Consider the following 13,949-nt stretch of genomic DNA (forward strand, 5'->3'; position numbering starts at 1 on the left):
CAAAAATACTACACAAACTGCATTCTCAAAGACACCTTACAAGGGTTCTTATTAATTTATAACAGTTCTAAATAATAATTTTAATTTGTTTAAGTTTTAATCTTTTACCTTTACAAAAAATAAAACAATTATGAACGGCATTACGTTTAAAAACATACAATTAGCACTAGCCGCTGCTGTGTTTTCATTCGCTTTCGCGAAAGCACAAACCGCACAATCCACTATAAATCAAGATGAAAGAATCACTGAACTTCTTGATTTGAAAAGTAACCTTGAGAAGGAAGGTAAGTTAACAGATAGATATAAAATACAACTCTATTCTGGAAGCTTAAATACCGCAAGCTCAACATTAAAAAAATACAGAAATCGTGTAGGGACGTGGTCTTCGTCTATAAAACACGAAACCCCTAACTATAAAGTATGGATAGGAAGTTTTAGAAACAGACGCGAGGCAGACAGAGCTCTTATGGAAATCAAGAAAGACTTTCCAAGCGCTTTCATCTTCAAACCAGATGGTCGCGACTAATCAATCACGACACCAATTACACCCCCTTATCAACTTAACTGTTTTTAAGGGTTTTTTTATGCTTAGTTTAGAAAACATAGTTCTCTCCAGCAAAACGCATTAGAAGCTGCTCATAAAGCCCAAATCGCATCAACCACAACTTCACTAACAGCTCAGCCTGAACCTTGACAAAACCTACTAGTGCAATCAAACAACCACTCTTAATTGAGATAACGACAGATGACACAAGCAACATTATAATTAACCTGTAACACTTTCGCGAAAGCGCATAAAAAAATCGCTTAAGATAACTCCTAAGCGATTTATATAATTAAGCGTTCTGTGATTCTATTTAAGCTTCTTCTTTACAGCTACTTCTTGGAATGCTTCGATTACATCGTCAATTTTAATATCGTTGTAATTCTTAATCTGCATACCACAGTCATATCCTTTTGATACTTCCTTAACGTCATCCTTAAATCGTTTTAAGGCCGCAAGAGTACCAGTATATACTACTACACTATCACGGATAAGACGAATGTTTGAATTTCTAAAGATCTTACCGTTCATAACCATACAACCTGCGATTGTACCCACTTTAGATATCTTGAATGTCTCACGGATCTCTGCAGTACCAGTTATCTCTTCTCTCATCTCTGGAGAAAGCATACCTTCCATTGCATCTTTAAGATCGTTTATCGCATCATAGATAATTGAGTATGTACGGATATCGATTTCTTCTTTATCTGCAACCTGTCTCGCATTACCTGCTGGTCGAACGTTAAATCCAATAATTATAGCGTCTGAAGCAGAAGCTAGCAACACATCACTCTCTGTAATAGCACCAACACCTTTGTGTATAATGTTTACTGCGATCTCCTCAGTAGATAGCTTCTGGAAACTATCTGTAAGTGCTTCTACAGATCCATCCACATCTCCTTTAAGAATAATATTAAGCTCTTTAAAGTCTCCTAATGCGATACGACGGCCTATTTCATCAAGTGTAATATGACGTTGTGTACGCACATTTTGCTCACGCTGTAGTTGCGTACGCTTCGTTGCAATATCTTTTGCTTCACGCTCATCTGACATCACAACAAACTTATCACCAGCCTGTGGAGCTCCATCAAGTCCTAAAACTGAAACTGGAGTAGATGGACCCGCTTTTTTAATTTTCTTACCGCGCTCATCATGCATTGCCTTCACCTTTCCAGATGTTGTACCAGCTAATACATAATCACCCACTGAAAGCGTACCTGCCTGCACAAGAATAGTAGATACATATCCACGTCCTTTATCAAGGAAAGCTTCAACTACGGTTCCATTTGCATTTCTATTAGGGTTTGCCTTAAGCTCAAGTAGCTCTGCTTCAAGTAATACTTTTTCAAGTAATTCCTTAACACCAGTTCCTTTCTTTGCAGAAATTTCTTGTGATTGTATTTTACCTCCCCAATCCTCTACTAGAAGATTCATTTGAGCAAGTCCTTCTTTTATTTTCTCTGGATTTGCTGCTGGCAAATCTATCTTGTTAATTGCAAAAACGATAGGCACTCCCGCTGCTTGTGCGTGAGAGATTGCCTCTTTAGTTTGTGGCATTATACTATCATCTGCTGCAACTACAATTACTGCAATATCAGTAACCTGAGCACCACGTGCACGCATTGCCGTAAAGGCTTCGTGACCTGGAGTATCTAAGAATGCTACTTTCTTACCATTTTCAAGTTGCACCCCATAAGCACCAATGTGCTGTGTGATTCCTCCACTCTCACCTGCAATAACGTTTTCTTCACGTATGTAATCAAGTAAAGATGTTTTACCATGATCTACGTGACCCATTACAGTTACAATAGGAGCTCTTTCAACAAGATCTTCTGGCAAGTCCACTACCTCTTCGATAGAATCCTCAATGTCTGCATTTACAAATTCTACTGTATATCCAAACTCATCTGCAACAATAGAAATCGTTTCTGCATCAAGACGCTGGTTCATTGTCACCATCATACCAAGTGACATACACGCTGATATAATTTGAGTAACACCTACATCCATCATAGTAGCAACTTCACTTACCGTAACAAACTCTGTTACTTTAAGGATTTTACTTTCTATATCCTGCTGTGCCTGATCATCCTCTGTCTTTTGACGGTGTTGATCACGCTTATCACGACGATATTTTGCTCCTTTTCCTTTGCTTGACTTTCCTTGAAGTTTTTCAAGAGTCTCACGGATTTGTTTTTGTACTTCTTCTTCAGTAGGCTCTGCTTTAACAACACGACCTCTACCTTTACCAGCGTTATTTCCGCCTCGAGAATTATTACCCCCACGCGTATTATTTCCTCCAGGTTTTGAACCACCTGTAGTAGTTCCTGGCTTTGTAATACGGCGACGACGTTTTTTCTTATCGTCTGAAGCAGATGATTTTTTCTCAGGTTTTTTAAACTTAGAAAGATCAATCTTCTGTCCTGTAAAGTTAGGACCGTTAAGTTTTTTATAATCCGTCTTGAGAACTTCGTCCCCTAAACGCACTTCTTTTTCCTCTTTCTTAGCTTTAGAATCGGCAGGTTTTGCCTCTTCCTTTTTAGCTACTGGAGCTTCCTTTTTCTCTGGCGCTTTAGCTTTGATATCAGATTTAACCTCTTCCTTCTTTGCTTCGACCACAGGAGCTGGAGTTTCTTTCACTTCCACCTTTGGAGTAGCCGCTTCTTCAGTCTTCACCCCTTTTACAGGCTTAACCTCTTCCACTGGCTTCACATCTTCTACAGCTTCTTTTTTAGCTTCCTTACGGTCTGCTATATTTCCTGCTGGTTTACTAAGATCGATTTTACCCACTTGCTTTGGTCCGCTAAGCTGTGCTTTAGCCTTAACAACCTCTTGCTTTTTAGGCGCTTCGGCTTTTGCCTCAGCTTTTGCTTCGATCTCAACTTCTCGAGCGGCGCGCAGTGCCTCCTTCTCTTTCTCTTTTGCTTCGGCAACTTCCTTAGAAGCTACTTTCTTATTGGCATCCGTTTGAAATTCCCCCGAAAGCACCTCGTAAACCTCCGTAGTGATTTTCGTAGTCGGACGCGCCTCTATCTCGATACCTTTGGTTCCTAGGAACTCAACGGCACGATCAAGAGAAATGTTCATTTCTCGTAATACCTTGTTTAATCGCATTGTTGCTGCTGCCATAAACTGCTCTAAATTTTATTCTTAACCTACTTACTTCCGCTCGTAGGGTACTCTATTCTTCAAATTCTGCCTTAAGGATTCTCATCACATCAAGAACTGTTTCTTCTTCTAAATCTGTACGACGTACTAGATCTTCTGCATCTTGCTCTAATACGCTTCTTGCGGTATCAAGACCAATTTTCGCGAAAGCTTCAATTACCCACGCTTCTATCTCATCTGAAAATTCTGTAAGCTCAACGTCTTCCTCTACACCTTCTCTGTAAACGTCAATCTCATATCCAGTAAGCTGTCCAGCCAAACGAATGTTATGACCACCGCGACCTATAGCCTTACTTACCTCTTCAGGCTTAAGAACTGCTTGTGCGGTTTTATTTTCCTCATTAATCTTAATACTTGTAATACGCGCAGGGCTCAAAGCTCTAGTAATGTACAAGTTAAGGTTTGTTGTGTAATTTATCACATCAATATTCTCATTTCCTAACTCACGTACAATACCGTGAATACGAGAACCCTTCATACCAACACAAGCTCCTACAGGATCAATACGATCATCATAAGAGTCTACTGCTACTTTTGCCTTCTCACCTGGAATACGCACAACTTTCTTAACAGTAATTAAACCATCAAAAACCTCTGGTATTTCAGACTCAAATAACTTCTCTAAGAATAATGGAGAAGTACGAGACATAACGATTGAAGGCTTATTACCTTTTAACTCTACACTCTCAATTACTCCACGTACATTTTCTCCTTTACGGAAAAAATCTGAAGGTATCTGACGATCTTTTGGTAAGATAATCTCGTTTCCATCATCATCAAGTAAAATGATAGCTCTATGTCTAATATGGTGCACCTCTGCAGTATACAACTGACCTTCAAGCTCTTTAAACTGCTTGTAGATATTAGTGTTATCATGCTCGTGAATCTTGCTAATTAAATTTTGACGTAATGCCAAAATAGAACGTCGACCTAAGTCAAAAAGCTTCACCTCCTCAGACACATCTTCTCCTACTTCAAAATCTTCTTCAATCTTGCGAGCATTAGTTAATGAAATCTCTTCGTTATCATCTTCAACCTCGCCATCTGCTACAACCACACGGTTACGCCAGATCTCAAGATCTCCTTTATCAGGATTTATAATAATATCAAAGTTATCATCACTACCAAAACGTCGCTTTAACGTACTTCTGAACACCTCTTCTAAGATGGCCATTAAGGTTACACGATCTATTAATTTATCGTCCTTGAATTCTGAAAAAGAATCGATTAACGCTAAATTCTCCATATCAACATTTGTTAAAATTTAATCATCACTTTTGCTTGAACTATCTCACTGTAAGGGAACGTCTCTATCTTTTCGACAGTTACTTTTCCTTTACCTACAGGCTTAGGCTCTCTTGTTTTCCAAGTAAGCGTAATCTCTGCATCTGTCGCCTCGGTCATCAATCCTTCGATTTTCTCACCATCCTGCGTCTTCACTTCTAGGTGTCTACCTATATTCTTTTTGTACTGCCTAGGGATTTCCAAAGGGCTTGTTGCGCCAGCAGACATCACTTCTAGCGAGAAGTCTTCTTCCTCACGATCTAAGTTATGTTCTACCTTACGACTCACCGCCATGCAATCCTCAACTGTCACACCACTATCACCATCTATAATGATTTTAACCTCGTTATTCCCTTGAATATCAAGACTAATCAAAAATAAACTTGGATTTTCATCCAGTGCTTCTTGTAGTAAATTGGTTACTTTTTCCTTCAACATATAAGCCTATAAAAAGAGGGGACCGCTGTCCCCTCTGTATTCACTTCGTCTTTCAACGGTGCAAATATACTACAAATTATCCGTTTTTAAAAGCCTAAAACCCTGCGTATTATTTTGTAAATTTAAGATGCCTTTCTTAATGAGTATTTACATCTGTTCTACGAGACGACAGGGCGTCTATCTTGATAGTCAGATTCACTAAATAATTGTTAGCATGATTAAAAAGATACTTGTACCTACAGATTTTTCTAAACAGGCCGAAAACGCATTGCGAGTTGCCGCAGATCTAGCAAAGAAACACAATGCCTCAATCAACCTGCTACACATGGTAGACCTCCCCATGACTCTTGTAGATGCGGTCACTGGAAATCAAAGCGAACTTCCCGAAGCAATTTTCTTCATGAAACTAGCCCATCAAAGATTTGAATCCATGATGAGCGCACCTTTCTTAGACGGAGTCACCATCGAGGAAAGCGCCGAATTTGATGGCGCCTTTGAAGGAATAATGGATTATGTAAATAAATATCAATCAGACATTATAGTAATGGGATCTCATGGTGATAGCGGTTTACACGAATTCTTCGTTGGCTCAAATGCAGAAAAGGTTGTGCGTAATTCTAAAATCCCTGTATTGATTATCAAGAATAGGCACGAGCAATTTGAGATTAAAAATTTTATTTATGCACTAGACTTTCAGGCTGAGAATCACAATGCATTCAAACAAGCTATTGCCTTCGCCAAAACAAATAATGCACAACTCCACTCTCTTTACGTAAATACCCCAGGAGATTTTAGATCAACCCACGAAGTCGAAGAACAAATGAAAAAGTTTATGGATATAGAAGGACATGTAGAAAACTGCACCTTAAATATTTATAATGACAATACGATAGAAAGTGGGATCCTTCATTTTGCCGAAATGATTGACTCTGGCCTTGTAGGTATCGCAACCCATGGCCGCAAAGGTCTCGCTCACTTCTTAAATGGATCATTAAGTGAAGGACTTGTAAATCACGCAAAACGACCCGTTATCACTTTCAGGATTTAAAATATAGTTTAGAGCACAATTCACTACTGAATATTTGAGGGAATATTCACTCTTGATGTGCTCTAGATTTTTTATGCTTTCGCGAAAGCGTAAAATAAATCAATGACCCTCCCTCAAAGCATTAATTAATTCCTCCTTATCCATTTTACTACGGCCGTCTATGTCTAGATCTTGAGCCTGCTTGTACAACTCCTTTTTAGAGCGCTCTTCATAAGGCTTTGAAGCGCCCCCCCCTTCTTACCAGCGTCAGGAGTATTAGCAATACGCGCAGCTTTCTCCTTACTCATTCCCTCATTCTTTAATGCTTCGTATTGCTTCTCATTCATAACTGATGGTCTACTGCCCTTATCCATAATTGCTTGTCTTTTCATCTAAAGTTACTCTTTTGACTCACTAAAGCCATTAGCTTTTAGAATAGTATAACTTTTTTAAGAGACTTTGGGAAATTGAAGATGATGAAAGCTAAAGGGAACATAAACTAGCAATGTATAACTATGCAGATATAGCTGAGCGCGTACTATTATATGGAAGAATACTATTAAAAACTTAAGCGCATAAAAAGAACCCGACCTAATTAAAGGTCGGGTTTCTTGTTGGCCCACTAGGTTTCGAACCTAGACTCTTCTGCACCAAAAACAGACGTGTTGCCAGTTACACCATAGGCCACTATTTTTTGATAGCGAGTGCAAATTTAAACCAAAGTTTTAATAATCCAAACATTATTTTAAAAAAAATCTGATTTTTTTTATGACAAATCATCCCCCAACGCAAAGCATGCTACTCAAATATTTGAAATTGAATTAAATATGCGACTATAGACAGAAAAAAAAGTTTTTGTAGGGCCAATAATTAATGCCTCTATCGCGTTACCACAAATCACACGTATTGCTTAACTTCGTCCCTTTACAAAATATATAATATGACCGACTTCAATTTTGCGAAGTATAATAAGATATTAGGCTGGGCAGTATTTGCCATTGCCCTTATTGTTTACTCTCTTACTGTAGAGCCCACAGCGAGTTTCTGGGATGCAGGTGAGTACATATCCACCTCCTCAAAACTAGAAATAGGCCACCCACCGGGAGCACCACTTTACCAAATACTAGGAGCCTTTGTTTCTATTTTTGCACCAGACGCCACCTACATAGCACTTGCTGTAAATTATCTCTCGTGCCTCACAAGTGCGTTTACCATACTTTTCATGTTCTGGTCGCTCACCTTATTAATCACAAGGTCGCTTACTATTAATGCAGAACTTATCACAAAAACAAAGCAACAAGCAATTCTTGCTAGTGCGGCTATAGGCGCTCTTGCATTTGCGTTTACAGATAGTTTTTGGTTTAATGCCGTAGAAGCAGAGGTATATGCCCCAGCAGCCGTGGTACTCTCTCTTTTATTCTACTTAGGATTATTGTGGGAGCGTGACATGCACGAACCAAGAGGTAATCGCTGGCTCATATTGATATCATTTATCGTCGGACTCTCATTTGGTATTCACTTTATGGGATTACTTACCATCCCAGCAATTGGCTTACTCTATTTCTTCAAGAATACAGAAAAAGTAACTGCCAAAAATCTTATTATAGCACTCGTTATCGTTGTAGCCATATTGATGTTTATTTTCAAGTTACTACTACCTTATACGCTATCATTATTTGGATATTTAGAAGTATTCTTTGTAAACTCTATGGGACTACCTTTTAATAGCGGTACCATTATAGCAGGTTTACTTCTTATAGGTTTATTTGTTTACGGATTTAAGCTTTCGCGAAAGCGTAACAAACCACTACTCAACACCATGCTGCTTTGCATGCTTTACATTTTTATAGGGTTTTCTAGCTGGATGATGCTTCCTATACGTGCAAATGCTGGTACTACTATTAATGAGAACAACCCATCAAACGCTCGATCATTACTTGCTTACTATAACCGTGAGCAATATGCCGAAACAAAACTCTTTTATGGACCACAATTTACCTCAGATTATTCTGGGCTAGATCCAGATACGCCATACCTCGATAAACCGAAGTTATACGAAAAAGACGAAGCGCTTGGGAAATATGTTGTGGTAAATGAGTGGCGTAATGCCAAGCAAAATCTTGATGATGCGCACAATGCCATCTTACCAAGAATGTGGAGCCCAGAAAACAATGCAAACTACATGCAATATACGGGTCCTTTGAAATTCAGTATCAAGTATGATCCTGATATGCCAGAGGAAGATCGCCAGTATCTTCAAGATGTTGTAACTCAGTTTAAGATAGATTACAGAGACGGAAAGGTGAACTATGAAGGTTATGATGCCTTTTTAAAGAGTCAGATAGGGAGTTACCTAGATGTAGAGAAGCCTTCTTTTGCAGCAAACATGAATTATATGTTTAGTTTCCAGTTTGGGTATATGTACTGGCGTTACTTCATGTGGAACTTTGTAGGAAGACAGAATGATATACAAGGTAAGGGCGATGACTTTAACGGAAACTGGATTTCTGGAATAGACTTTATAGACAGCATGTTCTTGGGACCACAAGACAACCTACCGTCTGACGTTGCCGACAATAAAGCTCGTAACACCTATTTCTTTCTCCCTCTATTACTAGGGTTATTAGGTTTACTTTTTCACGCAAGTAAAGACTGGAAACGTTTTGCCGTATTGCTCGTCTTCTTCTTATTTACAGGTCTTGCTTTAAAGGTGTATTTAAATGAACGTGCCTTTGAACCTCGTGAGCGTGATTATGCTCTAGTTGGATCTTTTTACGTCTTTGCGATGTGGATAGGCTTTGGAGTGTATGCGCTATTTGATATTGTAAAAGATTTTATAAAACCTAAAATAGCAATGCCTATCGTGGCTGCTATATGTTTACTGGCTGCTCCTGTATTACTAGCCTCGCAGAACTGGGATGACCATGATCGTTCTGGAAGAAAAACGGCACTAGCCATGGCAAAGAAGTATCTAGACTCTGTAGATGAGAATGCCATTATATTTACGATAGGTGATAATGACACATTTGCACTCTGGTATGCTCAAGAAATTGAAGGATATCGCACCGATGTACGTATTGTAAATACTAGTTTAATTAATACAGACTGGTATTATGACCAAATGAAGAGAGCGGCATATAAAAGTCCGCCGGTGCCTAGCTCGCTTACACATGATAAGTATGCAGCTTCTAATCGTGAGGCACTATTTTATCAAGAAACCAAGGATTCTATTATCCCTATCTCACAATGGATGAACTTTGTTGCTAGTGATGATCCTAGAACAAAAGTAGAATATACTAAGGGACAGTTTTTTAACACCTTTCCTAGTAAAAAGGTACGTATTCCTGTAGATAAGGAAACTGTACTTAAGAATAAGATAGTGCCAATGGATGATGCAGATCAAATTGTACCGTACATAGACATTGAACTTAAAGGAAATGTTCTTTATAAGAATAGGCTTCTTATGCTAGACATTATTGCTAGCAATAACTGGGAACGACCTATTTACTTTACCGGAGGAAGCTTTGGTGATGATGACTACTTGTGGATGAAGGACTACTTGCAACTAGATGGTGTAGCTTATAAACTTATTCCTATAAGGACTCCTATAGATCCTCGTAATCCTTATGATATGGGACGTGTAGATGCAGATAAGATGTATGACATCGTAAAGAAATGGTACTGGGGTAACAGCGGAAGCCCAGATATCTATCACGATCGTGAGACACGCACTAATGCTATTACCTATAGAGGTAACATGGCACGTCTAGTAGAGCAACTTCTAGCAGAGAATAAGCCAGAAAAAGCTAAGGAAATCATGGATCTCGCTATGGAAAAAATGCCAGTAGATATTTTTGAATTTTATACGCTTGTCGAGCCATATATCACTGGATATTATGAGATAGGAGAAACACAACGTGCTCAAGAAATATGGAAAGAAGTTGCTGCTAAATATCAAGAGCAACTCACCTACTTTAGCAACGTAGATGAAGAGCTTCAATACAAATATTATGAAGAGATCTTGACTAATATTGAAAAGTACAGAAGTCTTGTAGACCTTCTTATTATAAATGATGATAGAGAACTGTTTGAAAAAGAAGCAAAAGTCTTTGATAACTACATGCGCACGTTCCCATATTTAATGGGCGATGATGACGAAGGAGAAGAAGTTCCTCAAGAATTACTTGAAACACTACCTGAACCGTCCATTGAGATCCCAGCGCAAGACAGTGTAAAAGATGAAGTACTAACAGACTTAAATTAACCTCAACGATGCAGGAGCGTATTTTACCATGGGCTTTATTAATAGGCTATATAATTATCCTACTGCTTATAGACTTTTTTGTACTTCATAAAAAAGGAACAACCATAAGCGTTAAAAAAGCATCGTACGAGACTATCTTTTTTATTACCAATGCCCTTCTCTTTGGAGGGCTTATTTATTGGTTTTATAGCTCAGGACTAGTAGCAAACCCTTATGATTATTCTGGCACAAAAGCAGTAGTCACCTACTTAACAGGCTATCTTGTTGAGCTATCGCTTAGCGTAGATAATCTATTTGTGATTGCAGTAATCTTCACCTCTTTTAAGATTCCAAGCCAGTTCCAACATAGACTGTTGTTTTTAGGGATTTTAGGTGCCATCATATTTAGAGCACTACTTATAGGGGTAGGCATTACACTTATTAATAAAATACCTGGAATGCATTTCATTTTTGGAGGCATCTTACTCTTTACAGCGTTTAAGATGCTTAAAGATGACCAAGAGCCTGTAGAGAATGAGGAGCCAAAAGGGCTTGCGAAATGGTTTAAATTTTCAAAAATAATAGACGGAGATAATTGGGTCACTACAGTAGATGGAAAGCGTGTTTTTACAGCGTTATTTGGCGCACTGGTTACTATAGAACTCACAGACTTATTATTTGCCTTAGACAGCATACCGGCAATACTAGCTATCACAAAAGACCCATTTATAGTATATAGTTCAAATATATTTGCCATTATGGGCTTAAGATCACTCTATTTCTTTCTAGCTAATATGCTAGAGCGATTTAAGTATCTCAAGTATAGTGTTTTTGTAATACTGCTATTTGTCGCTGCAAAACTTATTGTAGGTCATTACTATCCATTCCCAGAATGGTTATCACTCGTTGTTATTTTTGTATGTCTAGGCGCAGGAGTTATGTACTCTCTTAGCAAAGATCAGACACGACTATAGATGAGCTTTTTAAAACCTTCGCGAGTACCTTCCATATTGACTTGGTTGTATCCAAGTTGGTATTTATGGAGCAAACCTAAAGGCAAGAAAACCATCTACCTCACCTTTGATGACGGACCTATTCCTGAGGTGACCGATTTTGTTTTAGATACGCTTTCGCGAAAGCGAGACAACCCCATTCCCGCTACTTTTTTTTGCATAGGGGATAATGTGCGTAAGCATCCAGAGGTGTTTAAAAGAATCCTTGCCGAAGGTCACGCCATAGGAAATCACACCTACAATCACTTACAGGGATGGAAAACGGATAACGATACGTATTTAAAAAACACACAGCTCGCCGAACTTGAGATGAGCAAGCATATAGAACGTAATCCTGATACATTATCAAGTTCGCTATTTAGACCACCATATGGGAAAATAAAGCGCACTCAAGCATCTGCATTGCGCAAAATGGGATATAAAATCGTAATGTATCGTGTAGTTGCTTATGACTGGGAATCAAGCCTTACTCCAGAAGCATGTTTACATAATGTAATTGATACTGCAAAGGATGGAGATATTATCGTTTTTCACGACAGTGTAAAAGCATATAAGAACTTGCAGTATGCACTTCCTAAAGTTATTGAGTATTTTGAAAATATTGGATTTAGCTTTGGGAAATTATAATGATGTTAGTAAGAATACTCTTCCATAATACCAATAATGGTATTTGCATCTAGCTCACCGCTTTGACGCCATATCATCTCACCATTTTTATAAATAATAAGTGTAGGTAACGCTTTAATGCGCAGTGCTTCGGCAAGCTTGTTATTCTTATCTACATCTATCTTAATCACTTTTCCCTTATCGCCTATTGCAGCAGCTACTTCCCTAAGTACAGGATGCATTGCCATTGAATTCTCATTCCAGTCTGTATAGAAGTCTAACAGTATCGGAATATTTACGTCTATAAGTTCTCCAAATTTTGACATACCTATGGATTTTATTAATCAATTAAGGATTACGTGCTTAGTAAAGATAGCACATTCTTGGTATTATGCGTTTGCACTACCTTTTTTCAACTCTATAACAGTTATCTCAGGCCATATTCCTACCCTTCCAGGAAAAGCGAGATACCCAAAACCACGGTTTACATTTATATACTGCTTTGCATCTTCATAGATACCGGCCCAGTATTTATAGCGCCACTTTACAGGACTCCATTTAAACCAACCTGGTATCTCAATACCAAATTGCATGCCATGCGTGTGACCACTGAGCGTTAAGTGAAAATGGTCTGGATGATCTTTTACCTCAAACTCCCAGTGTGAGGGATCATGACTCATTAATATCTTGAAGTCTTTCTTACCTATACCGCTTATTGCTTTATTGAGATCTCCTGCTTTTTTGAATCCGCCTTCACCCCAGTTTTCTACCCCTACAATTGCAAGGCGCTCTCCATCTCTTTTAATAAAGTGATGTTCATTAAGTAATAGCTTAAAATCCATTTCTTTTTGGATTTCTTTGAGCCTATTGAGGTTATCAATTTTTGCTTGAGCAGTAGGCCATTCTACATAATCACCATAATCATGGTTCCCTAAGACTGAAAACTTTCCATCTTTTGCACGCAAACGAGCAAAAGATTCTTGCCATTGATCCATCTCGCTCGCCTCATTATTAACCATATCTCCAGTAAATAAGATAGCATCACTCGCCTGCTCATTGATAAGATCTATGGCATAATTTACCTTCTCCTTATTATCAAAGCTTCCGCTATGTATGTCACTTATCTGAGTAATCTTATAACCATCAAAGGCAGCTGGAAGATCATCAAAGGTGAGTGTATACTTGAGGACTTTAAAGTTATAACGCCCTTTTATAACACCATATAAAATAGATGCAAATGGTATTGCTGCTAGCCCTAATGCAATCTGACTTACAAATTTACGGCGGGAGGGGATTGCTTTCCCTTCTGAGCTTGTAGAGATTTTATTCACTCCACCGCGTATAAGTCTAAAGATATCTTCACCAAACATAGTTGCAATAATTACTAGCTTACAAACAATGAGAATGATAAATGACACCACAAAAAATTGCGTCAACGCACTCATGTTACGTCTTCCACCAGTTGAGAATTGATAAATCATCCCTCCTATAATAAAAACGGTAATAAGAAAGTATAAAATGGTTCCCCAGCGGCCTTTTACAAGAAATCTAAATGCTTGATAGGCATATATATCTAAGGCAATCACGAATAGGATAATAAAAATAAATCTGAGCACAGTTTATGAA

General features: G+C 38.4%; 10 protein-coding genes, 1 tRNA gene and 1 pseudogene. 5 read left to right on the forward strand and 7 right to left on the reverse strand.

Going from position 1 to position 13,949, the window contains the following annotated elements; genetic code table 11:
• Positions 1-130 precede the first annotated feature (130 nt).
• Complete coding sequence (locus tag ACJJVW_RS05130; protein ID WP_035335615.1) at positions 131-526, forward strand: SPOR domain-containing protein; 396 nt, start codon at positions 131-133, stop codon at positions 524-526.
• Positions 527-853: 327 nt separating this feature from the next.
• Here ACJJVW_RS05130 and infB read toward each other — a convergent pair whose 3' ends face one another.
• From infB to rimP, 3 genes are read right to left on the reverse strand one after another with little or no spacing between them, the layout of a single operon-like run.
• Complete coding sequence (gene infB, locus ACJJVW_RS05135; RefSeq protein ID WP_405250962.1) at positions 854-3,673, reverse strand: translation initiation factor IF-2; 2,820 nt, start codon at positions 3,671-3,673, stop codon at positions 854-856.
• 52 nt (positions 3,674-3,725) lie between these two features.
• Positions 3,726-4,958, reverse strand: coding sequence for a transcription termination factor NusA (gene nusA / locus ACJJVW_RS05140; RefSeq protein WP_298329393.1), 1,233 nt, complete (start codon positions 4,956-4,958; stop codon positions 3,726-3,728).
• 11 nt (positions 4,959-4,969) lie between these two features.
• On the reverse strand, positions 4,970-5,434 hold the full coding sequence (gene rimP, locus ACJJVW_RS05145; RefSeq protein WP_339846815.1) for a ribosome assembly cofactor RimP: 465 nt from the start codon (positions 5,432-5,434) through the stop codon (positions 4,970-4,972).
• A 214-nt stretch (positions 5,435-5,648) separates the two neighbouring features.
• On the opposite strand from rimP, the gene ACJJVW_RS05150 reads away from it, so the two are divergent.
• Entirely contained in the window at positions 5,649-6,482 is an 834-nt protein-coding gene (locus tag ACJJVW_RS05150) for a universal stress protein (RefSeq protein ID WP_405250963.1), read from the forward strand.
• 99 nt (positions 6,483-6,581) lie between these two features.
• On the opposite strand, the pseudogene ACJJVW_RS05155 reads toward ACJJVW_RS05150, so the two are convergent.
• Both ACJJVW_RS05155 and ACJJVW_RS05160 read right to left on the reverse strand, forming a co-directional pair.
• Positions 6,582-6,835: pseudogene (locus ACJJVW_RS05155) on the reverse strand (Rho termination factor).
• Between the two features lie 240 nt (positions 6,836-7,075).
• A tRNA-Gln gene (locus tag ACJJVW_RS05160) sits at positions 7,076-7,148 on the reverse strand.
• A gap of 253 nt (positions 7,149-7,401) precedes the next feature.
• Between ACJJVW_RS05160 and ACJJVW_RS05165 the strand changes: the two genes are divergently transcribed.
• The 3 genes from ACJJVW_RS05165 to ACJJVW_RS05175 are packed head-to-tail and all read left to right on the forward strand — an operon-like array spanning position 7,402 to position 12,344.
• Positions 7,402-10,725 carry a protein O-mannosyl-transferase family gene (locus ACJJVW_RS05165; protein ID WP_405250964.1) on the forward strand — a complete coding sequence of 1,108 codons (3,324 nt, stop codon included), beginning with the start codon at positions 7,402-7,404 and terminating at the stop codon, positions 10,723-10,725.
• 8 nt (positions 10,726-10,733) lie between these two features.
• Complete coding sequence (locus ACJJVW_RS05170) at positions 10,734-11,678, forward strand: TerC/Alx family metal homeostasis membrane protein (protein ID WP_339846809.1); 945 nt, start codon at positions 10,734-10,736, stop codon at positions 11,676-11,678.
• Complete coding sequence (locus ACJJVW_RS05175; RefSeq protein ID WP_405250965.1) at positions 11,679-12,344, forward strand: polysaccharide deacetylase family protein; 666 nt, start codon at positions 11,679-11,681, stop codon at positions 12,342-12,344.
• A 5-nt stretch (positions 12,345-12,349) separates the two neighbouring features.
• Here ACJJVW_RS05175 and ACJJVW_RS05180 read toward each other — a convergent pair whose 3' ends face one another.
• Together ACJJVW_RS05180 and ACJJVW_RS05185 are read right to left on the reverse strand one after the other, a co-directional pair.
• Positions 12,350-12,649: a co-chaperone YbbN gene (locus tag ACJJVW_RS05180; RefSeq protein WP_298329410.1), complete on the reverse strand. Its 300-nt coding sequence runs from the start codon at positions 12,647-12,649 to the stop codon at positions 12,350-12,352.
• A gap of 63 nt (positions 12,650-12,712) precedes the next feature.
• A complete protein-coding gene (locus tag ACJJVW_RS05185) occupies positions 12,713-13,939 on the reverse strand; it encodes a metallophosphoesterase (protein ID WP_405250966.1) in 1,227 nt (408 codons plus the stop codon).
• Between the last annotated feature and the right edge of the window lie 10 nt (positions 13,940-13,949).

The organism is Dokdonia sp. Asnod3-C12 (genome assembly GCF_045063975.1).
Taxonomy (GTDB): domain Bacteria; phylum Bacteroidota; class Bacteroidia; order Flavobacteriales; family Flavobacteriaceae; genus Dokdonia.

Excerpts from the sequence above, each read along its gene's own strand:
- ACJJVW_RS05180 (WP_298329410.1), bottom strand. The coding sequence starts at position 12,649 with ATGTCAAAATTTGGAGAACTTATAGACGTAAATATTCCGATACTGTTA.
- rimP (WP_339846815.1), bottom strand. The coding sequence starts at position 5,434 with ATGTTGAAGGAAAAAGTAACCAATTTACTACAAGAAGCACTGGATGAA.
- ACJJVW_RS05130 (WP_035335615.1), top strand. The coding sequence starts at position 131 with ATGAACGGCATTACGTTTAAAAACATACAATTAGCACTAGCCGCTGCT.
- ACJJVW_RS05175 (WP_405250965.1), top strand. The coding sequence starts at position 11,679 with ATGAGCTTTTTAAAACCTTCGCGAGTACCTTCCATATTGACTTGGTTG.
- ACJJVW_RS05150 (WP_405250963.1), top strand. The coding sequence starts at position 5,649 with ATGATTAAAAAGATACTTGTACCTACAGATTTTTCTAAACAGGCCGAA.
- ACJJVW_RS05165 (WP_405250964.1), top strand. The coding sequence starts at position 7,402 with ATGACCGACTTCAATTTTGCGAAGTATAATAAGATATTAGGCTGGGCA.
- infB (WP_405250962.1), bottom strand. The coding sequence starts at position 3,673 with ATGGCAGCAGCAACAATGCGATTAAACAAGGTATTACGAGAAATGAAC.
- ACJJVW_RS05170 (WP_339846809.1), top strand. The coding sequence starts at position 10,734 with ATGCAGGAGCGTATTTTACCATGGGCTTTATTAATAGGCTATATAATT.
- nusA (WP_298329393.1), bottom strand. The coding sequence starts at position 4,958 with ATGGAGAATTTAGCGTTAATCGATTCTTTTTCAGAATTCAAGGACGAT.